We start from the raw sequence: 20,943 nt of genomic DNA on the forward strand, positions 1-20,943 counted from the left end.
CGGAGCGAAAGGGCTACGGTCGGCACTTTGGCCGCGCGCGGCCAAAGTGCGTGCGGCCCGTGAGTCGCCGGCAGCGCGTGCCAATGCGACACGCGTGTCGCATGGGCGCGGAGGATGAACGGCAGGCCCGTGGTCGGCGGAACTTTTTTGGAATTCGCGGCCGGTGTTGCGCGTATTACTGGTAACGGCAAACGGAAAACGGCCAGCGAGCACTTTAGCCATGCCGGCCGATCTTCGCTTGGCTTGCCGGCGGGTCGGGGAACGCCCGATCAACTGACAGAATCTGTCAGTTGGCCAATGGTGGGGCTAGCTCTGACCGGTTTTTGAGCGAAGCGCGCGGGTGGGTAGGGCCGAATCGAACTACGCCTTTTCGCGGCGGGCGTGCCTCCGCGGGGTCAAGATCATGGCCGACACCGCCATCCGCCTCTGGCACCTCGGCATGTTTGGAAATTTGGTCTGTTGTCCGTGGTCCGTGGTCCGTGGCGAGTTGCGCGTCTTCGGTCGCGAGTTGCGCGTCTTCGAAAAAACGCGGCGTTTTTGGGGGCTGGCAGCGCGTCTTCGCCGGCGATGGCGGCCAGCGGCGGCCGACGACGCGGGCCAGTGGCTGGCTGTCTGAAGCCCCCCGATCCAGCCCCTTGTGTCCCACGCGGGGCCCCCATAGCATCACACCCTGACTCGCTCCCCGGAACCTGCCGGAGCCGACGCGGCTCACGGAGCGAGCGTGATAGCCCGCCTGCCATTTGGCCCAGGCGGGTCCCAAGGAACGAAAAGGAGTCAACGGATGAACGTTGCTTTGAGTTGGGCATTGAGTCTGGTGATGCTGGCCGGCTCCGCTGAGCCGCCCGAATGGATGAACGACTACGGCGCGGCGCTGCAAGCCGCGCGACGCGCACAGATGCCATTGTTGGTGGTTCTCGACCAACCGGCCCAACGCGCCGTACACTTCGATGCAGTCGGCCTCGACGACCGGCAGGCCACCCATCGGTTGTTGGCGCGATACAAGCTTTGCCGGGTCGATGTCGCCACGCCTTACGGCCAGGCCGTGGCCAAGGCGTTTCGTGCCAGCGAGTTTCCCACGACGGTCATCATCGACAAAACGGCGCAGGTGCAGCTCTTCGCCACGACGGGCACGCTGGGCAACGGAGATCTGCGGGCCGTGCTCGCCAAGTATCAGACAGGCGAGCGGCATCTGGTCGAGATTCTTCGTGAGCCCGCCGCTTGCTTCACGTGACACTAACTCATCGTGGTGCCCGTGCGGCACCGACAACAAACTCCTCATGGCTTTAGCCGGAAGGTGCCCTAAACTAGGGCACACGCTGCCAACTCTTTGCTCATTTGCGCGCGATTTTCCCGCCCGAATGGCAACGGCACGCAAGCTGCCTTAGCTGGACCGGTTTGTGCCGTGGTCAAGCGATTGGCCACGGCCATCCCTGCCCCGCACCGCTTGCCCCACGAAAACGCAATGGATATTTTGCTCACCGCCGCCGAAGGCCGGCCACGCCCGACGGATTTGGATGAACTCGCCGCTCGCCTCTCACGACGCTCGTCGCCAGCCGAAGGGCTGACCCAGTTGGTGAGTCACGTCTGCCAGCGCTCCGGCGCCGACGTCTGTTCGGTTTATCTCATGTGGGAGACGCACCAGACGCTCAAGTCGCGGCTGATCGACTTTGTTCGTCGCCGGGCGTCGCGCGAGGCGCGGCGGCGCGGCGAGCCGGCCGCGCACGTTGCTCTGCTCAATCGTTCGCTGAGCATGGACGCCTTGACGGTCGGTTTCGCCCGGCGGTTTGCGACCTACAAGCGGGCCGATCTGTTGTTCGCCGACATCGAGCGGACCGCCGAGTTGGCCTCGAACGCCCGCACGCCGGTGCAGTTCGTGTTTGCCGGCAAGTCCCATCCGCACGACCAGCCGGGCAAGCAGGTTTTGCAGCGCATCGCCCGGCTGACGCGCGACCCGCGGTTCGCCGGCCGGCTGGTGTTTGTGGAAGACTACGACATCAACACCTGCCGGCACTTCGTGCAAGGCGTCGACGTCTGGCTCAACAATCCGCGCCGGCCGCTGGAGGCGTCGGGCACCAGCGGTCAAAAGGTGGTGCTCAACGGCGGCCTGAACCTCTCCATTCTCGACGGCTGGTGGGCCGAGGCCTACGAGGGCGACAACGGCTTCGCCATCGGCGAGGGCTACACGCAGGTCGACACGCAGGCCTGCGACCGCCGCGACGGCGAGTCGCTATTTCGGGTGTTGTGCGACGAAGTGGCGCTGCTACTTCACTCGCGACCGCGACGGCCTGCCGCGCGAGTGGATCAAGCGCATGAAGCGTGCAATTCGCACACTCGGCTGGCGGTTCAACGCCAACCGCATGGTGACCGACTACGTGACCAAGTGTTACGTGCCGGCGGCGGGCGGCGTGTCGAGCGATCTGCGGTAGTCGTAAACCACGGTCTTTGGCCGGCAAAATGATGGCGCTTCGCGCCGCGCTTATCGCGGAATGGCCGCTGGCTAGCAGCCACAAGGTACGTTACGATAACCCTGGATTGGCTGTTGCGAAATAAATAAAAGATGCATGAAGAGATAGATCCGGGTGATCTGGGACGATACGCCCGGCGGCAATGTCGAGCATGTCGAAGAACACGATTTGACAACCGATGACGTCGACCACGTGCTCGGCGACTACGACTCAGAGGGGTTCAGCCGCAGCAGCGGTCGGCCGTGCGTTTTCGGGCATACACTTGACGGCCGCTACATCATTGTGATTTAGTCGACGATTCGCGACATCGAGCAGGGCAACGACGTGCGGCTTTCAGATTTGCAGCGTGTGGCGGGCGCGCTGGGGCTCAATTTGGAACTTGTCGAACAGATCACGTGACGGGCGAATCTGTGCTATCATGGATGCTGTCGACGCACGTCAAACGCATGCGCATCTACTCGGCGCTTGGCGTGCCGGAGATTTGGCGCTGGCGAAACGGGGCACTAAAGGGTTCTCGCTACAGTCGGACGGCAACTACCGGGAGATCGAAATGAGCCTGAATTTGCCGATGCTCCGCGTCAAGGAACTGGAGCCCTTCCTCGATCCCAAGCTGGCCGCCGATGAATCGCAGTGGATCCTCGCGTTCCATCCGTGGGTGCGGGAGCGTTTCGGGGATTGAGCTGATTTCCATCTCGGCCGCTGGAAGCGCGTCGAACGATCTGCGGTGAATGATGCCATGAATGCTTTCGATTTCCACTGGTTCCTCAATCGGCTCGCTGTTACCGTTCTGTCGGTCAGCGCCGTGATGGTGTCACTCTCTCCGACCGCTCACGGCGCCGACGGCGCAAAAGCCGATCTCCCGGCACCGTTGGATCGAATCCTTGGTTGGTTTCCTGAGAACACGGAGACAATCGTCGTCGCGCAATCGTTCAAGCTTGACGCATGGAAGATCGACGCAACGCGAGATCAACCGTGGGACTCAATCCAACGCTTGTCGCTGGGCGACCTGCCATCGTTGGAGGACAATGCCGGCGCCGATCAACTCGTCGGCCGCGAGGTCTCGGTCGCCATCAATGGAGGCAGGGAATTTGAGGTTGTAAGCGCGTTCGGATCGTTGCGGTATCAAGGATGCAGTGTGGCTCAATTCAAGGATCCGCTCCCCGACGCGGGCCAGTCGCTCGTCGCCGCGATGCGGCGCCGCGCAAGGCAGGTGAGAAGCATCGCGGGAACGGAGGTCTTTGTCTTCCCGGACCGGACACAGATGGAGTCGCTCTACAAACAAAAACCTTGGCAAGGTCAGTTTATCGCTCTGCCGGCGACCGATTTGCTGCTTTGCGGCACAAGTGACGAGTTTCTGGCGGAAGTGCTCAAGCGACTAACGCAGAAGGCCCCTGCCAAACGGGCACTGCCGGCGGAGTTGCCGGAGTGGAACTACGTCGATCGCGCGAGTCCTGCTTGGTCAGTGCGGCACGTTCCGCCCACGATGCAGCCAGACGCGATCAATGGGCTCACTTGGTGCCTAAGACCTCGCGATCGACAGACGCTCGATGTCACATACATTCCAACCAATGGCGAGCGTGCGATGACGTTGGCCAAGGTGTGGGAGCAACGCAATCTCGGGGCGCATCCGTCGATCAAAGTGCAAGCCGGTGGCACGATTTCCGTAAGGGTCGACATCGAGACGGAAAAACCGGGGGTTTGGTATCCGATGGTGATCTATTGGAGCATGGGCACGAAATAGGGTGAACTCGATCTCGCTCCAGCAACCACCGCCAGCTCGAGCGGCCTGAATTCTCACGCAAAGGCGCCAAGCGCGGAACCTTTGCGTCTTGGCGAGAGCAAAACGTCGGAATCATTTAGAACGACTGGCGTTCGCCTACCCCCGTCCCCGCCGGCTCACCAGATATTCCACCAGCGCCTTGTCGAACTGCATGCTGGTGTCGATCCCGACGTAGTCGATGCCGCTCTTGAAGCACTCGCGGCGATACATGTCGCAAAAGCCTTGCACCTCGGCCAGGTAGTCGCGGCGGAAGCCGCCGGCGTCGACTTGCAGCTTCTCTTCGCTTTCGGGCTCTTCGAACTCGACGATGCCGTCGAAGGGGAAATGGACTTCGGCCTCGTCGAGCACGTGAAACAAAATCACGTCGTGCCCGCCGTGCCGCAAGCGCCGCAACGCCCGCAAGATGGGATCGGGCTCGGCCAGCAGGTCGGTGAAGAGCATCACCAGGCTACGGTGCTTGAGCATGGCGGCGATCTGCACGAGGCTCTTGGCGATCTCGGTTTTTCCGGACGGCTTCAACTTGGCCAACAGCGACAGCACGTTGCCCAGCTGCGCGCGTTTCGACCGCGGCGGCAGGCTGTCGCGAATCCGTTCGTCGAAGGTGATCAGCCCCACCGGGTCTTGCTGGTGGACCATCAGGTAGCAGAGCGCCGCGGCCAGGCAGATGGCGTAGTCGAACTTGGTCAGCTCCTGGCGATAGGTGTAGGCCATCGAGCGGCTGAGGTCCATCACCAGGTAGCCGGTGATGTTCGTCTCGGCCTCGAACTTCTTGACGTAATACTTGTCGGTCTTGGCAAACACGAGCCAGTCGATGTCTTGCGGGTTGTCGCCGACGGTGTACTTGCGGTGCTCGCTGAATTCGACCGAGAAGCCGTGGAACGGACTGGCGTGCAGGCCCTGCAAAAACCCCTTCACGATGAACTGCGCGCGCAGGTCGAGCCGGCTGATCTGTCGGATGACTTCCGGCTTGAGGTATTTCTCGGCGGTGTTCATCAGTGCGCCGGCAACTTCTTGCGGGCCGGCACGTCGTGGACCACGTCCCAGGCCAGGCCCAGTTTCTCCATCGCCAAGATGGTCCAGTAGGTGACGTCGATCTCCCACCATTTGTGGCCGTGACGGGCCATCCGCTGAAAAGCGTGATGATTGTTGTGCCAGCCTTCACCGTAGGCCAGCAGCCCGACCCACCACAGGTTGCGGCTGTCGTCGGTCGTCTCGTAGTTGCGGTAGCCCCAAATATGGCTGGCGGAATTCACGAACCAGGTGACGTGCAACACGCCCACCAGCCGCACGAACATGCCCCAAACCACGAACGACAGGCCGGTATACCAGTCCCAGCCCAGCCAGCCGACGGCCAGCAACAACGCGGTCATCAGCACGTGCGAGGGGAGGAACATTTTGTGCAGCCATTGGAGGCTGCGTTCTTTCACCAGGTCGGGGGCGTAGCGCCGGGTCAGTTCTTCCTCGTATTTCTTGCCGAAGTTCGGCATGAACCACAGCATGTGGCTCCACAGGCCGCCCTCGCGCGGCGAATGCGGGTCGCCTTCCTGATCGCTGAAGACGTGGTGTTTGCGGTGATTGGCTACCCAGGTCACCGCGGAGCCTTCGCCCGACAGGCCGCCCAACAGCGCCAGCAAGAAGCGGACGGGCCGATACGTAGAGAAACTTCCGTGCGTAAGCTGGCGGTGATAGCCCAGGCACACGCCGATGCCACCCGTCAGCCAGTGCAGCACGGCCATGAGCGCCACCGCTTTCCAGGTGAAGTAGAAGGGCGCGGCCAGAACGCCCAGGTGGACCACCGCGATCCAGATGACCACCGGCCAGTCAATGCCGTTGTTCCAGGGGCTTTCGACGGACGCCACGGCGCGGGCCGCTTGGGCCGATCGTTTGCCGGCCGCTTTACGATGCTTACGGCGCCGACGCTTCGGGGCGACCAGGGCGGTGGAAGAAGCAGAAGGGGATCCGAGCTCCGTGGCGTCAACATAAATCGCCTGTGGTTCGGTCGTCACTAAATCTCGCGGCTGTGTCACCATGAATCTCCGTGGATGAATCGTTCGTTGCCACGACAAGGGCAACACTGGAATTCTAAGAGAAGATCGGCCATCGAGTGTCACCAGCCCGTCGCGGCAATGTAAAACCTCTGTAAAACCATGTCGCCAACAGCTAAGCTGACGGTTTATTCAGCCGTAAGAGGTCTCAGGTTTCAGGCTTCAGGCGTCAGGAAAGGGGCAACCCATCGTGTCTGATGTCTGATGCCTGATGCCTGACGCCTTGCACATGGTGGGCCGGCGCTCGCAAGCTCGCGGGTCCCACCCTACAATTTTCAACCGAGACTATTGTGAAACTCGTAGCGACGATCTTACTGACGCTGTCCTTCGATGCGGCCGCTGGAGCCGAGTGGCCGCAGTTTCGCGGACCCGACGGCCAAGGTCATGCTCCACAGCGCGGCCTGGCGACGTCGTGGAGCGAAACCGAAAACATTGCCTGGAAAGTCCCCGTTGCCGGCCGAGGGTGGTCGTCGCCCGTCATCGGCAACGGTCAGATATGGCTGACCACGGGCCTGGATCAAGGCCATTCGCTGCACGCGGTTTGTCTCGACGAAGCGAGCGGGAAGTTGGTCCACGACATCGAGGTGTTCCATGCCGAGAATCCCGGCACGGTTCACTCCAAGAACAGTTTTGCTTCGCCCACCGCCGTGTTGGAGGGCGATCGCGTCTATGTCCACTTCGGCGATCTGGGAACCGCCTGCCTGACGACCCGCGGCGACGTGGTCTGGCGAACGAACGAATTGAAGTATGAGCACCGTCATGGCCCGGCCGGCTCACCCGTGCTGTACGGCGATCTGCTGATCGTGAGCTGCGATGGCACCGACGTGCAATATGTGGCGGCGCTCGACAAGCAATCGGGCAAGCTGCGGTGGAAAAGCGACCGCAAAGGACGCATGGCGTATTCGACTCCCTTGGTCATCACGGTCGACGGCGAGGACCAGCTCATCAGCACCGGCGGCGATCAGGCCATCGCCTACGTGCCCGACACCGGCCAGGAAATCTGGCGGGTGCGGTACGACGGCTATTCGGAGGTGCCGCGGCCGGTCTTTGGCCAAGGGCTTCTGTTTCTGGCCAGCGGCTACGACACGCCCTGGCTCTATGCGGTGCGGCCCGATGGCCACGGCGACGTGACCGACACGCACGTCGTCTGGAAGCTGCAACACGGCGCGCCGCTGAATCCCTCGCCGCTGGTCGTGGACGACGCGTTGTTTCTCGTCAGCGATAAGGGAATCGCGAGCTGCCTCGACGCCAAGAGCGGCGAGAAGCATTGGCAGAAGCGATTGCCCGGCAACTATTCGGCCTCGCCCTTGCTGGCCGACGGCAGGATTTACATCACCAACGAGTCGGGCCTGACCACGGTGATTGCACCGACGACCGACTACACCGAGTTGGCGGCCAATCAAATCGACGGCGAGACGCTGGCCTCCTTGGCCGTTTCGGGCAAAGCGATCTTCCTGCGCAGCGACACGCACTTGTATCGCATCGAGGGAAAGTAGTGTCGGACATGATTGCCGAAGTCATCTCCATCGGCGACGAGCTGGCCAGCGGCGAACGGCTCGATACCAACAGCCAGTGGCTCAGCCAGCGGCTCGGTGAACTGGGCGTTGTGGTGCGGTATCACACGACGGTGGTCGACGACCTGGAAGCCAACATCGAAGTGTTTCGCCAGGCCGTTCGACGGGCCGACATTGTGGTGGCGACGGGCGGCCTCGGCCCGACGGCCGACGATTTGACGCGCGAGGCGCTGGCCGGCATGTTGGGGGTGCCACTGGAGCTCGACGCGGCGTCGCTGGAACAGATCCGTGCGCTGTTCGCTCATCGAAAACGAGACATGCCCGAACGCAACGTGGTGCAGGCCATGTTTCCGCTCGGCAGCCGCGCGATTCCGAACGCTCACGGGACGGCGCCGGGGATCGAAGTCACCGTGCCGCCGCCGGCGGGCCGCCCGTCGCGCGTGTTCGCCTTGCCCGGCGTGCCCGCCGAAATGAAGGAAATGTGGCAGGCCGGCGTGGTGCCGCGACTGATCGAGCAAGGCGCGGGGCGGCAGATGATTCGCCACCGGCGGATCAAGTGTTTCGGAGTCGGCGAGAGCGACCTGGAGCAGATGTTGCCCGATCTGATACGCCGGGGACGCGTGCCGTCGGTGGGCATCACGGTCAGTGCGGCGACCATCACCTTGAGGATCACGGCGGGCGGCTGCACGCCGGAGGAGTGCCTGGCGGCGACCGCACCGACGGAGGCCACGATTCACCAGTGTCTTGGCACGCTGGTTTTCGGCTACGGAGACGACGAGTTGGAACACGCCGTCGTGCGGCTGTTGGCCGAGGGCGGCGAAACGCTGGCCACGGTGGAGTGGGGCACGGCCGGCCTGGTGGCTCAGTGGCTGGGCGACGTTGCCGCCGCCGACGCGGTCTTTCGCGGCGGTTTGACCGTGGGCAGCGCTGAGGCGGTGGGCCGCTTATTCCCGACCGTGGAGAGGACGATCAAACAGCACGGCGAGATCAGCGGCGAAGTAACGGCGGCTCTGGCCTCGGCTTGCCGGCAGCAGTTCGACGCCGATTACGGCCTGGCGGTCGGAAAGTTCCCTGTTTTCGACGCCCAGACGAGCGACCCGCCGCTGTATTACTTCGCCTTGGCGTCAGCGGATGGCGTAATGGTGCGGTCCTCGCCGTTCGCCGCCCATCCGGCGATTTTGAAGGCCAGGGCCGGCAAGCAGGCATTGAACTTGTTGCGATTGCGGCTGCTTCAAGGCGGAAGCGATACATTAGGCGGCCGAGCATGAGGCATTGGCGGTGGCTAGGGCAGAGCTTGGCCCAGTGGAGGCTGGCACTTCGTTCATCTTGGCGGCCAAGCGATGCCCCGGTTGGACGTCACCGGGGCATCGCTTGGCCGCCGCGCTCTTGAAGGGCAGCCGCGATCTGGCCCTGCCCCAGCCACCAGGCTTAGTTTCGACACCCGAGTGACGCAGCGTATATACTGACGTAGAGGCTTTTCCCTACTCACGCTTTCCTTTCCATGCCGACTTTGACCGCCCGGCCGCAGGCCGGCGCTTTTCAACTCGCCGACTACAAGTCGCTTGACAACGAGACCCTCCAACGCCGCATCACCGCGGTCCGGGCGGAAATGGGCCCCCGGCTGCTGATTCTGGGGCACCACTATCAGCAGGACGAGGTCATCGCCATGTCCGATCTGCGTGGCGACAGCTACCAGCTCAGCAAGATGGCGGCGGAGAGCAGCGACTGCCGGGCAATCGCTTTCTGCGGCGTCCATTTTATGGCCGAAACGGCCGACATCCTGGCCAACCGGCCGGAGAAGCTGGCGGCCCGCCGCGGCCAGCGCGTCACGGTGGTGTTGCCCGACCTGGCGGCCGGCTGCTCGATGGCCGATATGGCCATGATCGAGCAGGTCGAAGCCTGCTGGGACGAACTGGGCGAGGTGCTCGACACCGCGGACATCACGCCGGTCACCTACATCAACTCGGCGGCCAGTCTGAAGGCGTTCTGCGGACGGCACGGGGGCATCGTTTGCACGTCGAGCAATGCGGCCGCCGTGCTCAAATGGGCCTTTCAGCGGACGCGGCGGGTGCTGTTCTTTCCCGACCAGCATCTCGGCCGTAACACGGCCTTTGCGATGGGCATTCCGCTGGACGAAATGGCTGTCTGGAATCCGCACGCCGACCAGCGGGGCGGCAACAGCGACGAGGCGTTGCGGAGCAGCAAGGTGCTGCTATGGCAGGGACATTGCAGCGTTCACGCCATGTTTCGACCCGAGCACGTCGACCAGTTCCGCGCCAAGTTTCCCGGCATCCAAGTTCTGGTCCATCCGGAGTGCAGCCGTGAGGTGGTGGCCAAGGCCGATGTTTACGGCTCGACGGGCAAGATCATTCGCGACGTCGAGTCGGCCCCGGCCGGCACAAAGTGGGCCATCGGCACGGAGCTGCACCTGGTGGAGCGGCTGAAGCAGGAGCATCCTGAACAGGAGATACACTTCCTATCGCCGGTGGTCTGCATGTGTGCCACGATGTACCGCATCGACCTGGCGCACCTTTGCTGGAGCCTGGAGAATCTCGCCGCTGGCACGCCGGTGAACGTGATTCACGTCGACGACGAAGTCGCCCGCTGGTCGCTGGTGGCTCTGGAGCGGATGCTGGCGCTATCGTAGCCCGCAAGTAGCCCGCTTGCTCCGCAAGCGGAGGGGCGCGTGGCGGCAGTGGAAGACAATGCAAGGGAGACCTCGAGCGATTTGAAAGCCGTTCCGCTCACGGAGTGAGCGGGCTACGATTGCCCTATCGCAGGCAAAGCCATACCGACTAAACTGCGACAATGACGCTCGTGGACCACAGTGAAGCACAAACCAACGACTGCCCGGCCGCCGGCAAGCGGCCGAATGTCATCCGGCGGCTTTACCACTGGGTATTGCGCTGGGCCGAAACCCCTTATGGCACGCCGGCATTGGTGTTGCTCTCGTTCGCCGAAAGCTCATTTTTTCCAATTCCGCCTGACGTTTTGCAGATCGCCCTCTCGGTCTCCAGGCCGCGACGGGCTTTTTATTATGCCGCGGTGAGCGCGGTGGCTTCGGTGCTGGGTGGGATCGCAGGCTGGTATATCGGCCGCTGGCTCTGGTTGAGCGTCGACGACTTTTTCTTCCATTACGTGCCCGGTTTCTCGCACCAGAATTTCGAGAACGTCGAAGAGCTTTACGGCAACAATGCTTTTTTGGCAATCCTGGCAGCGGCTTTCACGCCGATCCCCTACAAGGTTTTCACGATTACCGCGGGCGTTTGCCACCGCACGGTGTCGCTGGAGACGCTCATCGTGGCATCGGCGCTGGGCCGCTCCGGACGCTTCTTTCTGGTGGCGACTGCGATGTTTTTCTTCGGCGAACGGGCCAAGACGATGCTGGAGCGGCACTTCGAGTGGATCACGCTGGCGCTGTTTGGCCTGCTCGTAGCCGGCTTTTTCGCCATCCGCTACCTGGTGCAATAGGCGGGAGGTGGATGGCCTTCCCAGGCCGTGACCGCACGGACTTGACGGGCTAGGAAGCCCATCCTCCGACAGCCGCTACCAGGCGAACTGCTCGACGCGCGACAAGAGCGAGTGCAGCACGTCGGGCCGCACGGGCTTGAGCAGGTGCAGATCGAAACCCGCGTCGCTCGAGCGACGGCGGTCTTCCGCCTCTGCAAACCCGCTAATGGCCACCAACGCCACGTTGTCGAAACCCAGCTTCTGCCGCAGGCATCGGCCGACTTCGCAGCCGTCGATGTCGGGTAGGTGCAAGTCGAGCAGGGCCACGTGCGGGCGATATTCCGCCGCTTCGTCCAGGGCCTCGGCACCGGTCTGACAGACACGGGCGTCGCAACCCCAGCGATGCAGCGTGTGCCGAAGCATTTCGGCGGAGTCTTGATGGTCTTCGACCACCAGCACGCGGACGTGATTCAGCGATTTCGGCCGTTGATTCTCCGACGTCATGGTGCGTCCTCCGTGTTCCGCCGGGACTGTGATCGATGCAGTCCATCATACCGGCGGCGACGGAGATTGCTAGTGTCTGGCCGAACGATTTTCGGCGCGCTCGGCGGCGACGTTACACGTGTGCGGCGGTCATGGTGACAAATCGCGGTGGCTGGGGCAGAGCCGCGCGATTGACCCCTACTGCGTCTGACGCTCTGTCGCGGCGATGCCCCGGTAGCGCCACCACCGGGACCTCGCTGGCCGGCGGCGCGCGTTGCCTGATCGCCAGGTCGCACTCGGCTCCCGGCACGCCGGGGCCCCAGCCACCGTACCGAACTTTGCGAGCACCAAACGACGAATGAAGGGTCCCTAGCGCAAGGGCGTCCAGTGCTTTCCCGTGGTCGTGCTTTGGGCGTCGGTTTGCCGGTCTTCGTCGTCGGCCGGTTCTACCGCCTTGGCCCCGGTGCCCGGCAAACTTGGCCCCGTTTCCGCGTCGTGCCCATCGGCAACGTTCGGCTCCGGCGGGGTCTTGGTCACGCGATCGTCCGGCGCGTCGGCGGCAGCGGGCGGATCGACCTCGATCTGCTTCTCGACCTGCAAACGCCGACCGTCGGCCGTGGTATAGCGGACATAGAGGTTCAATACGCGGTGCGTCGGCGGCGAATGCGGCCAGCGGAGATCGAAGTGGAGTCCGTCGCCCAGCGGCGTCCGCTTGACATGAGCGGCGGCGTCTTCGGTCTTGAAGTCCCAACGGGCGATGCGGGCCGCTTCGCCTTCGAGGGCGGGGTCGAGAATCACGACCGAGACCTCGCCGGGCACTTCCACCAGCTCGCCGGCCGCGTTCAGCGGCTCGATGACGAGCATCACCCCCTCGTCGCCCGGATGGCCGTCGACGTTGTGCCCGCCCGTCAGCTTGCGGTTGAGCGTAATCTGCATGACCACCTGGTCGATGGGGCCGCGCCGGGTCGAGGCCTTGCGCAGCCGGCCGCCGGGCACGGATGCCGCTTTCGCCCGGCCGCTGCGCTTCTTTGCCAGGTGCTCGCCTTCCGGCACGAGTGGATCCGGCGGGGCAATGACGGGCGCACCCTCATAAGGCACGGCCGCGCCCGGCTCGACCACGGGAGGCGCCGGTTCGTCGGCGGGCCTGACGGGCGGTTTGCCCGAAGTACGAGAGCGTCCCAGCTCGGCCAGCAGCGATTCATTTTCGCGCTGGCAGGAATCGAGCCGCGTCTGGTACTCGTCGACCAGGTCCTGGAGCTGGTAGATCTCGTTTTCCTGAGACAGGTTCTCGCGTTCGAGCAGTTCCTTTCCGACATTCGACCGACAGCCAATGGCCACCGCCAAACAGGCGGCCACGGCGCACCGCAAAAGTAGCTTCATTTTCGGCCTCGCGCAGCTTCATGCACCGTCGCCCGGCCGGAACGGCGGAGGACGGCTCGCACGGTTGGGATTCCATTCGACTTGGTTTGGCGCGGCCCGTGGCGGGAAGCGGGCCGGTCTGTGTTGTTGGTAGGGTGGCACCAGCGAGCTTGCGAGCGCCGGCCCACCATCGGCGGTCCTGGTGGGCCGGCGCTCGCAAGCTCGCTGGTCCCACCCTACGTTGCTTTGGGCGTTTCGATGTGCTCGATCACGCGGTCGATCAACTTGTAGTCGAGTGCCTCGTCGGCCGACATGAAGCGATCGCGGTCGGTGTCTTGTTCGATCTTTTCCAGGGGATGGCCGGTGTGCTTGAGCAGAATCGCATTCAGCTTCTGCTTGACCTTCTTGAATTCCTTGGCGTGAATCATGATCTCTTCGGCGGTGCCTTCCATGCCGGCCAGCGGTTGGTGGATCATGATCCGCGAATTGGGCAGGGCGTGACGCTTGCCGGAGGTGCCGGCCGTGAGCAACACCGCCCCCATCGACGCCGCCTGGCCGATGCAGTAAGTGGCCACGTCGCAGGCCACGAACTGCATGGTGTCGTAAATGGCCAGCCCCGCGCTGACGCTGCCGCCCGGCGAATTGATATACAGGTGGATGTCGGTCTTGGGGTCTTCCGATTGCAAAAAGAGCAATTGGGCGACGATGGAGTTGGCCACCTCGTCGTTGACGCCCGAACCAAGAAAGACGATACGGTCCTTCAACAGCCGGCTATAGATATCCATAGCCCGCTCTTCGCGGCCGCTTTTCTCGATGACGAAGGGAATCAAGGTCATTGCGTTTTCAGCTTTCGTCTTCTTCCTGGGCGACGGGCGGACGAGTCAAAATGTCGTCCACGAGGTGATAGTCTTTGGCCGCTTGGGCGTGCATGTAGAAGTCGCGGTCGGTGTCCTTGCGAATGCGGTCGATCGGCTGCCCGGTGTGCTGCGCGAGGACTTCGTTCAAGACTTCGCGGGTTTTGAAGATCTCGTCGGCCTGAATCTCGATGTCCGAAACCTGCCCGCCCACTTGCCCGTAGGGCTGGTGAATCATCATTTTGGCGTGCGGCAGGGCGAAACGTTTGCCCGCCGTGCCGCCGGCCAGCAGCACGGCCGCGCCGCTGGCGGCCAGACCGACGCAGTAGGTGGCGACCGGACACGTCAACATCTGCATCGTGTCGTAGATCGCCAGGGTCGCCGTCACACTGCCGCCGGGCGAGTTGATGTAAAAGTGGATGTCCTTGCGGCGGTTCTCGCTCTGCAAGTACAGCAGCTTCATTACCAGTTCGTTGGCGTTGCCGTCGTGGATCTCTCCTTGCAACAGAATAATGCGGTTCTCCAGCAGCAGGTCGCCCAGAGTCATCTGGCGCTGTCGCTGGTAGTCGCGGTAGTTGGCTTGAGGAGCGGCCGGGGAGGGCCAATAAGGGCTGTCCATGATGGTTTGTCTTGGTGATTTCCGTGGCTGCGCAGCTACTTGTGCTGATCGACTCGGTGCGGCGCTTCGCCGGGCATGTCGGGGTTGTGGGCTTCGGGAATTTCGACTTCTTCGCCGCCCGCCGTTTGATCGACCGCCACGGCTTCGCCGCCCTCCAGCTCGTAAGGCACTTCTTTGATGATGGCGTGCTCCAGAATCAGGTCGATCGCCTTGCGTTCGATAATCTGATTGCGGAGCGTGTCCATCAGGTTGCGCTTTTCCAACTGGGCCCGCACGCGACGCGGACTCTCGCCGCTCTGCTGGGCGATGCGCGCGATCTCCATATCGTAGTCTTCCGGCTGTTCTTCGATCTTCTCCTCCTCGGCGATGCGTTCGAGGATGAAGTGTTCTTTCAGGGCGCGGGCGGTATTGACGCGGCTGTTTTGCCGCAGCTCGTTTTCGTGCAAGCGGATCTCATTGTCGCTGAATCCGCTGCTGCGGAGTTCCAAAAGCGCTCGTTCCATCTCGCGCTGCGATTGCCGCTTGAGCAGGCCGGGTGGAAGGTCCCAGTTGGCCGCCTCGGTCAGCGACGCCAGAATCTGCTGCCGGGCACGCTGCTGCTGCTCATACTTCAGCCGCCGCTCGAGCATGTCTTTGATCGCGTCGCGCAAGTCGGCTTCGGATCCGAAATCGCCGATCTGTTCCAGGAACGTCTTGGTCAGTTCGGGCAACTCCAGCTTCTTGACTTCCAGCACCTCGAACTCGGCCGTGATCGTCTTGCCCTGCAACTCTTGGTTGGGAGCGTCGACCGCCAGCTTGGCCTGGCCGACACGTTTTTCGCCCGCCACCGCACCTTGCATCAGCCGATCGAAACCCTCGACCTTTCCATCGCGGAAGCTCAACGTGGGCCGAATGAGGATCACTTCTTCGCTGACGCTCGAAATGAGCGTTTCGCCGTGCTTGAAGGCGATATTCAGCGTCAGATAATCGCCCGTTTCGGCCGGTCCGTCGAACGGCACCAGCCGGCCGTGCTTGGCCAGCAGCTCCTTCATCTGGCGCTCGATGTCCTTGGCAGTGAACTCGCGCACCGGCCGCTCGATCTGCAGCCCCTTCCAGTTCGGCAGGGCAAATTCCGGCCGCACTTCGATATCGAACTCGAAAACCAGCGGACCGGTTTCCGGAACTTCCACCGCGGTGGGGTCGAAATCAGGCTCGCTGATGGGCGACAACTCGTGGCTCTCGGAAATCTGCCCCAGGCTGTCCATCAACAGCGAGCCCTTCACCTGCTCGCCGACCTCTTTGCGAAAGCGGAGTTGCACCAGCTTGCGCGGAGCGCGGCCCGCGCGAAAGCCGGGCACGACCGCTTTATCCATCATGTCGCTGTAGGCCAGGTCGAGATAGCGGTCGACCTCGTTGCGCGGAATGGTGACGGTGACATGCCGTTCGCACGCGCTGCGCGAGTCGATTTTGACTTCGAGCTCCAGCTTGGGTTTTTCTTCGCCCTCGCCGGAAGCGGTTTCGCCGGAAGTGTTTTCTTCGACGGCGGCCGAGCCGAGTTGTTCTTCGTCAGGTGCCATATACGCCTCAATAAGCCGCAATTTGTGGTGCAGGCGTCCCGCCTGCCGCCGAGCAGGCGGGACGCCCGCACCACAAGTAAATGCAAAAAGAGCGGGTGATGGGATTCGAACCCACGACAACCACCTTGGCAAGGTGGCGCTCTACCAACTGAGCTACACCCGCTCGACCGCCCTCCCTCGCAGAAGACGACGGCAAACAACTCCCCCCGGCACCGCCGACAGCGGTGGCGCAAAGAGAGTCCGAACCAAAGGATTATAGATTGGTGGTAACGGCTTGCAAGGGCAATCAGTTTGCCCTTTTCGCCGGTGCGCCGGTTCAGTAAGATTCCCGGCCGTTGCCGCAATCGCCTCCGTGAGGAACAGGCGTTCCCCATCCCGCCGGCGAGCCAAGTGAACATCATCGTTCGTTGGTCGTTTGCCGCGCTCGTCGCTGCTGACGGCCTGGGAAGGCCGCCCCACGGCGACGCGGTGCGCGCCGATCGGCCGCGGTTCCGAGCGCAGAGGCCCGAAAACCGCCTTGTGACCGGCACAAATCCAATTGCCAAAGATCAAACGTCAGGCGCGCAAGCCCGATCGGCCGGCATGGGAAAAGCGATCGCGGGCCGTCTTCCTTTTGCCGTTACCAGTAATACGCGAGACACCGGCCGCGAATTCCAAAAAAATTCCGCCGACCACCAGCCAGCCGTTTGCTCCGCGCCATGCGACACGCGTGTCGCCTCGGCGCGTGCCGCCGCAGACGAACGGGCCGCAGGCACTTTGGCTGCGCGCAGCCAAAGTGCCGACCGTAGCCCTTTCGCTGGAGCGAGAGGAAAGCCGTTTACTCCGCGCTCATGCGACACGCGTGTCGCCTCGGCGCGTGTCGCCGGAGACGAACGGGCCGCGGGCACTTTGGCAGCACGCTGCCAAAGTGAGCAGGATGACGGATGAAACCCCTCCAACGGATAAGTCGCAAACCCTTGTCGGCAAATATGTTGCGCTTCCGCGACGGAATGCGTCGCTAGCCGTTTCCACGATGCCGCCTTCAGGGTATTTCGAAGATGGCCAACTCGCGCCAAACAAAGCCCACGATGAACACCGAGTTTGCGACCGTTGGCAGCCTTCGAACTCACTTGGCAGCCTTCACTGACCACTGACAACAACCAACTTTTCACCGGCCAGGGGGCCAGGTTGTCGACGCGGGGCGGCGAATACTGCCGCATCAGGTTTAGTCCCAGATAAGACCCATTAAATAATGGGACTTATCCCCTTTTCCGAGTCCCCTTTTCCGAGTCCAGGACAAAGACGTATCAGCCCCGGCCGGTACGTCGCGTGTACATTCCCAAACCGGACGGCAAGCAGCGTCCGCTCGGTATTCCGACGATCAAAGACCGCGTCGTGCAAACGGCGCTGTCGATCGTGCTGGAACCGATCTTCGAAGCGGACCTGCAAGACGAGCAATATGGGTTCATCCGAAAAGTGCGTACCTGAAAGCCGCGGGTACGCCACGGATGGATTTTCTAAGGCATAACTCCGATGTCCAAAGGGAGTTGCGGAAAAGCGTCGATACGCGGTAGGCTGAGCTGGCCCGGAGAAACGGAGTCAGGCTCTGCGGGGACGCAACCTGACAAGGGATATTCGGGCCTCCGATGCGCCAAAGGCGCTTCAGGCCTCTGGCGGCAGCCGTCGCCGGAGGCCGTTTTCTTGCTGCCCTTTGGACATCGGAGCCATGCCTCAAAAAATCCAAGTCCGATCCTCTCTGACGCCAACGATTTGCGGAAAAAGTACGCAGGATCCGGATGAACCCCAATATGCTTATCGGGCCGAACGCAGCGCCTTGGACGCCGTGCAAGCGGTACACAAGCTGCTGAACTTGGCACGCGACCGGCTCGCAAGAAGATTCGCCGTCTGTGCGAATCGGTGGGCGAGGCCACCAACCAACGTACTCGGCATCTGGACGAAGCAACGATGGTAGGCCGCCTGAACCGCAAGTTGCGGGGCTGGGCGAACTACTTCAAGCTTGGTCTGGTTAGTCCAGCCTATCGTCACGTAGACCGCTACGTGAAGAACCGGCTCCGCCGGTGGTTGTGCCAGAAGCACAAAGGGCCGGGTCGGGGCATCGCACGCCACCCCGACACCTACCTCTATGACGAATTGGGGTTGGTCCAGCTCTTACTTCTCAACGAGTCTCCCGGCCAGACCGAGCTACTCTTTAGTTAGTCATCCGACGAGCTCGGCCCGACGATGGATGTCGGGACGAAGTCAAGTTCGTATCGGTGCATTATTAGGGCCCGCCGACCGAAAAGCAAGTTTTCCTGCGCCGCGGGCAACGCGGCATTCGCGAAGAACTGGATGCCTGTCAATGGTGCCACGTCTGCTGATTTCAGTGCGGTGGGGAATCCGCTTGTTGCCCACCACGCGGGGGCCTATCATTAAAATGAGACGTCGGCGGCAGGCTCGCGCATCATTTTGATGGACCTGAAACGCCGTGGAACGACTTATTGGGATCGCCAATGAAGATGCGGCGGCTCTGGGCCACGCTATCCGACGAATTGAGATCGAGGGGGAGCGCGCGATCGAATCCGTGGAGGCCTTTGGATCAAGGGCTGGAGGAGCGTTCCGGGGGCGCGGGCCGTTACCAACGTCCGACCTCGACGTTTACGTCACGGTCCGGAGCAGCGTCGTCAATTCGGCGGCGAAGCTCGTGTCGGTAATCGACGAGATTGAAGACGTCGGCTCGCTATTTCGCACCGCGACGGGAATCGCAGTGAACTCAATCGTTGAAATCGATGTCGTCGCTGCCAGTCACAAGCGGCAGCTTTTGCTTACGCCCTTTATTGCGATTTGAGGACCGATGGCAGACATGATCAGGATAGACGTGAACGGCGCCGCCGTTGAAGCCGGACGATTTGAAATGCACTATCAGGCAGACCCGTACCCCGGCGGGGCGCGCTACGCGCTGTCTGTTGTGGACAAGGAACTGATCGAAATAATTTCTCGGCGTCTTAAGCTTCCAGTGCGTCATCCGCCATCGCGAACGGACACGAACTCGGTGTTCAACATGTTGAGATTGTATGTGTCGCTACAGGGATGCCGCGGGACGCCACTGTTCTGGGCCAACAACATCGAGACGATCAGCCTGGAGGGCACCACGCTGAGAATCGGCGGCGTTTGTTCGCCCCACATCGATGGCAGGTCGTTCGGCGACATAAAAAGCGCTGGAGGCGCTGCCGCGCCCACGGAGACGGGAAAAACGCCGGTTAAGGCTGCGGGCGAATAGCGCATTACCGCTTTTCCGAGACTTCATCCAGCATGGCAGGGGATGCCGCCACGCGGTGCCCCGCCTCACGCAGTCGATCGAGGATCTGAGTTGAGCGGCTCGCGGGTAGAATGAGTGGAATAAGAACGTCGGAATCGAAGACGACCACCATCGCTTATTCGTCGTCTTGTAAGAGGCGGTCGAGTTCTTCCTGCGATTTGCCTTGGGCTTGCAATCGCTCGCCAACGCGCTGTTGAAGCGTCGCCAGCCGGACTCGGGCCGCTTGCTGTTCCGATGCGGGCGCCTCTTGGTAAGGAATGACACCGAAGCAGACCCGGCCTCGCTCATCTTCGACAAGCACGCCGCCTGTCTTTGGAACTTGGCTGAGAAAGAGCCTCACCGGCTCGCTAAGCTGGTCCATGCTGATCTTTTGCATTGGGCGTCCCGCGTTGCCATAGTATTTAAGTTACTTTCAGCATAGCACGGCAGGCGCGTCATTCGATAGCCCCGCACGAAGGGTGTGCAAATCGCCGCGGCGATCCTTCCGACCATGTGATGAACTTCGCCTACAACGTGTTGTTCGACGGTGCTCGACTGGAAGACATCAAAGGGCGGCGTCAGAACGAGGCCGATCTGAATGCCCTGGGCACGCCAGCTCGAAGAACCGCGCCTCGCCCGACTTGCCGGCCTTCAGTTTTTGGCGGGAGAAAGCAGCGCGTCGAGTTCCCAAAGCTCCGCCGTGCCGACCGGTCTGCCGACGAACAGCCGCTTGCCGTCGCCACTGAAAGCGGCGGACGTTACCTTCATTGGCACGCTCGGCCCGCGGACGTTGCCCGTCTCCGCGTCGCGCAGTTCCAAACCGGTCGACCGGACGTGACAGCACAGCAAGTCGCCGCGCGGGCTGAAAGCGACGCCGTTTTCAGCCAGCCGGTCGGATAGCTTAAACTCCTTGAGCACTTGGCCACTGGGCACCTCGACTAGTTGCAACCGAGGGTCCGAGTAAGTGTATTTGGGCTTGCCGTCGGCGCCGGGCATTTCCGACATGGTGGCCATCGCCACGGCGAACACCTTGCCGTCGGCACGGAAACAAGCCGCGTCGATCCGGGATCCAACGAACTCCGTTCGTACGGACCGATCCGGGCTGCCCGCTGCGCTGCCCGTGCCCGCGCCGGTGTTCCAAAGGCAGAGTGCGTAACCGTTTCGAAAGGCCGCCAGACGCCGGAGATCGGGGCTGAACACGAACGCCTCCTTAGGGTGCAGTGAACCTGTCCAGTCAGGAGGCGCCACCTGGGTGTCGCGCTTGCGTCGCTTCGCTAGTCCTTAAATAAGCGTATCCCGATCGCTTTTTGGCCACAATTCCGCGACCGGCAGCCGCGCAGCGGCGACCTGGTCGGCGTCGAGCGCCGGAGTTGGAGGCTCGGTTTGTCGGTCGTGCATCAGTTCTTTCGGGGTCAGGTGCCGCGGCGGGCCGGAACATCCAGATTCCGGCGTCAGTTTGGCGCGGCAAGCGTCGGCCGTACGACGCTCGACGCGCCCGCTCCTCAGCAACGCAACGGGCAAGCCAGCCGAGCGGCCAGGCGAAA

The 20,943-nt window shown here is 62.5% G+C and carries 24 protein-coding genes and 1 tRNA gene; 14 read left to right on the plus strand and 11 right to left on the minus strand.

The features are described from left to right. Positions 1-403 precede the first annotated feature (403 nt). From VNH11_28590 to VNH11_28615, 6 genes are all read left to right on the plus strand, one after another. On the plus strand, positions 404-616 hold the full coding sequence (locus tag VNH11_28590; GenBank protein ID HVA50347.1) for a hypothetical protein: 213 nt from the start codon (positions 404-406) through the stop codon (positions 614-616). Positions 617-781: 165 nt separating this feature from the next. Further along, positions 782-1,231, plus strand: coding sequence for a hypothetical protein (locus VNH11_28595; protein ID HVA50348.1), 450 nt, complete (start codon positions 782-784; stop codon positions 1,229-1,231). A 171-nt stretch (positions 1,232-1,402) separates the two neighbouring features. Next, positions 1,403-2,458, plus strand: a complete 1,056-nt coding sequence (gene glgP / locus VNH11_28600; protein HVA50349.1) for an alpha-glucan family phosphorylase — start codon at positions 1,403-1,405, stop codon at positions 2,456-2,458. Positions 2,459-2,579: 121 nt separating this feature from the next. Further along, positions 2,580-2,756 carry a hypothetical protein gene (locus VNH11_28605; protein HVA50350.1) on the plus strand — a complete coding sequence of 59 codons (177 nt, stop codon included), beginning with the start codon at positions 2,580-2,582 and terminating at the stop codon, positions 2,754-2,756. Between the two features lie 127 nt (positions 2,757-2,883). After that, a complete protein-coding gene (locus VNH11_28610) occupies positions 2,884-3,144 on the plus strand; it encodes a hypothetical protein (GenBank protein HVA50351.1) in 261 nt (86 codons plus the stop codon). Positions 3,145-3,201: 57 nt separating this feature from the next. Beyond that, positions 3,202-4,206 (plus strand): hypothetical protein, encoded by a 1,005-nt coding sequence (locus tag VNH11_28615; protein ID HVA50352.1) that lies wholly within the window; start codon positions 3,202-3,204, stop codon positions 4,204-4,206. A gap of 135 nt (positions 4,207-4,341) precedes the next feature. Here the strand turns inward: VNH11_28615 and VNH11_28620 are convergent, their stop codons facing one another. Both VNH11_28620 and VNH11_28625 read right to left on the minus strand, forming a co-directional pair. Then, on the minus strand, positions 4,342-5,238 hold the full coding sequence (locus tag VNH11_28620; GenBank protein HVA50353.1) for a DUF58 domain-containing protein: 897 nt from the start codon (positions 5,236-5,238) through the stop codon (positions 4,342-4,344). Beyond that, the gene (locus VNH11_28625; GenBank protein HVA50354.1) at positions 5,238-6,104 is read right to left on the minus strand and encodes a fatty acid desaturase; all 867 of its coding nucleotides are present in this window, start codon (positions 6,102-6,104) and stop codon (positions 5,238-5,240) included. Before VNH11_28625 ends, VNH11_28620 begins: the two co-directional genes overlap by 1 nt. 476 nt (positions 6,105-6,580) lie before the next feature. Between VNH11_28625 and VNH11_28630 the strand changes: the two genes are divergently transcribed. From VNH11_28630 to VNH11_28645, 4 genes are all read left to right on the plus strand, one after another. Continuing rightward, entirely contained in the window at positions 6,581-7,786 is a 1,206-nt protein-coding gene (locus tag VNH11_28630) for a PQQ-binding-like beta-propeller repeat protein (GenBank protein HVA50355.1), read from the plus strand. Positions 7,787-7,794: 8 nt separating this feature from the next. Further along, positions 7,795-9,072, plus strand: coding sequence for a CinA family nicotinamide mononucleotide deamidase-related protein (locus VNH11_28635; protein ID HVA50356.1), 1,278 nt, complete (start codon positions 7,795-7,797; stop codon positions 9,070-9,072). A gap of 233 nt (positions 9,073-9,305) precedes the next feature. Next, complete coding sequence (gene nadA / locus VNH11_28640; GenBank protein HVA50357.1) at positions 9,306-10,451, plus strand: quinolinate synthase NadA; 1,146 nt, start codon at positions 9,306-9,308, stop codon at positions 10,449-10,451. A gap of 161 nt (positions 10,452-10,612) precedes the next feature. Then, complete coding sequence (locus VNH11_28645; GenBank protein ID HVA50358.1) at positions 10,613-11,275, plus strand: VTT domain-containing protein; 663 nt, start codon at positions 10,613-10,615, stop codon at positions 11,273-11,275. 75 nt (positions 11,276-11,350) lie between these two features. Here the strand turns inward: VNH11_28645 and VNH11_28650 are convergent, their stop codons facing one another. The 6 genes from VNH11_28650 to VNH11_28675 all read right to left on the minus strand — a co-directional run bounded on the left by VNH11_28650 (position 11,351) and on the right by VNH11_28675 (position 16,288). Continuing rightward, positions 11,351-11,758 carry a response regulator gene (locus tag VNH11_28650; GenBank protein HVA50359.1) on the minus strand — a complete coding sequence of 136 codons (408 nt, stop codon included), beginning with the start codon at positions 11,756-11,758 and terminating at the stop codon, positions 11,351-11,353. A gap of 348 nt (positions 11,759-12,106) precedes the next feature. Further along, the gene (locus tag VNH11_28655; GenBank protein HVA50360.1) at positions 12,107-13,117 is read right to left on the minus strand and encodes a hypothetical protein; all 1,011 of its coding nucleotides are present in this window, start codon (positions 13,115-13,117) and stop codon (positions 12,107-12,109) included. Between the two features lie 215 nt (positions 13,118-13,332). Continuing rightward, the gene (locus VNH11_28660; protein HVA50361.1) at positions 13,333-13,932 is read right to left on the minus strand and encodes an ATP-dependent Clp protease proteolytic subunit; all 600 of its coding nucleotides are present in this window, start codon (positions 13,930-13,932) and stop codon (positions 13,333-13,335) included. Positions 13,933-13,939: 7 nt separating this feature from the next. After that, positions 13,940-14,569, minus strand: a complete 630-nt coding sequence (locus VNH11_28665; GenBank protein ID HVA50362.1) for an ATP-dependent Clp protease proteolytic subunit — start codon at positions 14,567-14,569, stop codon at positions 13,940-13,942. A gap of 35 nt (positions 14,570-14,604) precedes the next feature. Next, the gene (gene tig, locus VNH11_28670; protein HVA50363.1) at positions 14,605-16,125 is read right to left on the minus strand and encodes a trigger factor; all 1,521 of its coding nucleotides are present in this window, start codon (positions 16,123-16,125) and stop codon (positions 14,605-14,607) included. A gap of 90 nt (positions 16,126-16,215) precedes the next feature. After that, positions 16,216-16,288 (minus strand) — tRNA-Gly (locus VNH11_28675). Positions 16,289-17,433: 1,145 nt separating this feature from the next. Here VNH11_28675 and VNH11_28680 point away from each other — a divergent pair. The 4 genes from VNH11_28680 (at position 17,434) to VNH11_28695 (ending at position 19,381) form a co-directional block, all read left to right on the plus strand. Beyond that, positions 17,434-17,592, plus strand: coding sequence for a hypothetical protein (locus tag VNH11_28680; protein HVA50364.1), 159 nt, complete (start codon positions 17,434-17,436; stop codon positions 17,590-17,592). Between the two features lie 417 nt (positions 17,593-18,009). Then, positions 18,010-18,321 (plus strand): group II intron maturase-specific domain-containing protein, encoded by a 312-nt coding sequence (locus VNH11_28685; protein HVA50365.1) that lies wholly within the window; start codon positions 18,010-18,012, stop codon positions 18,319-18,321. Between the two features lie 268 nt (positions 18,322-18,589). Then, positions 18,590-18,949, plus strand: a complete 360-nt coding sequence (locus VNH11_28690) for a hypothetical protein (GenBank protein HVA50366.1) — start codon at positions 18,590-18,592, stop codon at positions 18,947-18,949. 6 nt (positions 18,950-18,955) lie between these two features. Continuing rightward, complete coding sequence (locus tag VNH11_28695; GenBank protein HVA50367.1) at positions 18,956-19,381, plus strand: hypothetical protein; 426 nt, start codon at positions 18,956-18,958, stop codon at positions 19,379-19,381. A 154-nt stretch (positions 19,382-19,535) separates the two neighbouring features. Here VNH11_28695 and VNH11_28700 read toward each other — a convergent pair whose 3' ends face one another. The 3 genes from VNH11_28700 to VNH11_28710 form a co-directional block, all read right to left on the minus strand. After that, positions 19,536-19,796: a hypothetical protein gene (locus VNH11_28700; GenBank protein HVA50368.1), complete on the minus strand. Its 261-nt coding sequence runs from the start codon at positions 19,794-19,796 to the stop codon at positions 19,536-19,538. A 254-nt stretch (positions 19,797-20,050) separates the two neighbouring features. Then, positions 20,051-20,599 (minus strand): hypothetical protein, encoded by a 549-nt coding sequence (locus VNH11_28705; GenBank protein HVA50369.1) that lies wholly within the window; start codon positions 20,597-20,599, stop codon positions 20,051-20,053. A gap of 81 nt (positions 20,600-20,680) precedes the next feature. Further along, a partial coding sequence (locus tag VNH11_28710) for a hypothetical protein (protein ID HVA50370.1) occupies positions 20,681-20,943 on the minus strand: 263 nt, incomplete at its 5' end.

It is taken from the genome of Pirellulales bacterium (assembly GCA_035533075.1).
Classification (GTDB): Bacteria; Planctomycetota; Planctomycetia; order Pirellulales; family JAICIG01; genus DASSFG01.

What these genes read in the sequence shown, in the direction of transcription:
- VNH11_28590 (HVA50347.1), top strand. Translation starts at nt 404, where the DNA reads ATGGCCGACACCGCCATCCGCCTCTGGCACCTCGGCATGTTTGGAAAT.
- VNH11_28595 (HVA50348.1), top strand. Translation starts at nt 782, where the DNA reads ATGAACGTTGCTTTGAGTTGGGCATTGAGTCTGGTGATGCTGGCCGGC.
- VNH11_28610 (HVA50351.1), top strand. Translation starts at nt 2,884, where the DNA reads ATGGATGCTGTCGACGCACGTCAAACGCATGCGCATCTACTCGGCGCT.
- VNH11_28615 (HVA50352.1), top strand. Translation starts at nt 3,202, where the DNA reads ATGAATGCTTTCGATTTCCACTGGTTCCTCAATCGGCTCGCTGTTACC.
- VNH11_28620 (HVA50353.1), bottom strand. Translation starts at nt 5,238, where the DNA reads ATGAACACCGCCGAGAAATACCTCAAGCCGGAAGTCATCCGACAGATC.
- VNH11_28635 (HVA50356.1), top strand. Translation starts at nt 7,795, where the DNA reads ATGATTGCCGAAGTCATCTCCATCGGCGACGAGCTGGCCAGCGGCGAA.
- nadA (HVA50357.1), top strand. Translation starts at nt 9,306, where the DNA reads ATGCCGACTTTGACCGCCCGGCCGCAGGCCGGCGCTTTTCAACTCGCC.
- VNH11_28645 (HVA50358.1), top strand. Translation starts at nt 10,613, where the DNA reads ATGACGCTCGTGGACCACAGTGAAGCACAAACCAACGACTGCCCGGCC.
- VNH11_28650 (HVA50359.1), bottom strand. Translation starts at nt 11,758, where the DNA reads ATGACGTCGGAGAATCAACGGCCGAAATCGCTGAATCACGTCCGCGTG.
- VNH11_28655 (HVA50360.1), bottom strand. Translation starts at nt 13,117, where the DNA reads ATGAAGCTACTTTTGCGGTGCGCCGTGGCCGCCTGTTTGGCGGTGGCC.
- VNH11_28660 (HVA50361.1), bottom strand. Translation starts at nt 13,932, where the DNA reads ATGACCTTGATTCCCTTCGTCATCGAGAAAAGCGGCCGCGAAGAGCGG.
- VNH11_28665 (HVA50362.1), bottom strand. Translation starts at nt 14,569, where the DNA reads ATGGACAGCCCTTATTGGCCCTCCCCGGCCGCTCCTCAAGCCAACTAC.
- tig (HVA50363.1), bottom strand. Translation starts at nt 16,125, where the DNA reads ATGGCACCTGACGAAGAACAACTCGGCTCGGCCGCCGTCGAAGAAAAC.
- VNH11_28695 (HVA50367.1), top strand. Translation starts at nt 18,956, where the DNA reads ATGGCAGACATGATCAGGATAGACGTGAACGGCGCCGCCGTTGAAGCC.
- VNH11_28700 (HVA50368.1), bottom strand. Translation starts at nt 19,796, where the DNA reads ATGCAAAAGATCAGCATGGACCAGCTTAGCGAGCCGGTGAGGCTCTTT.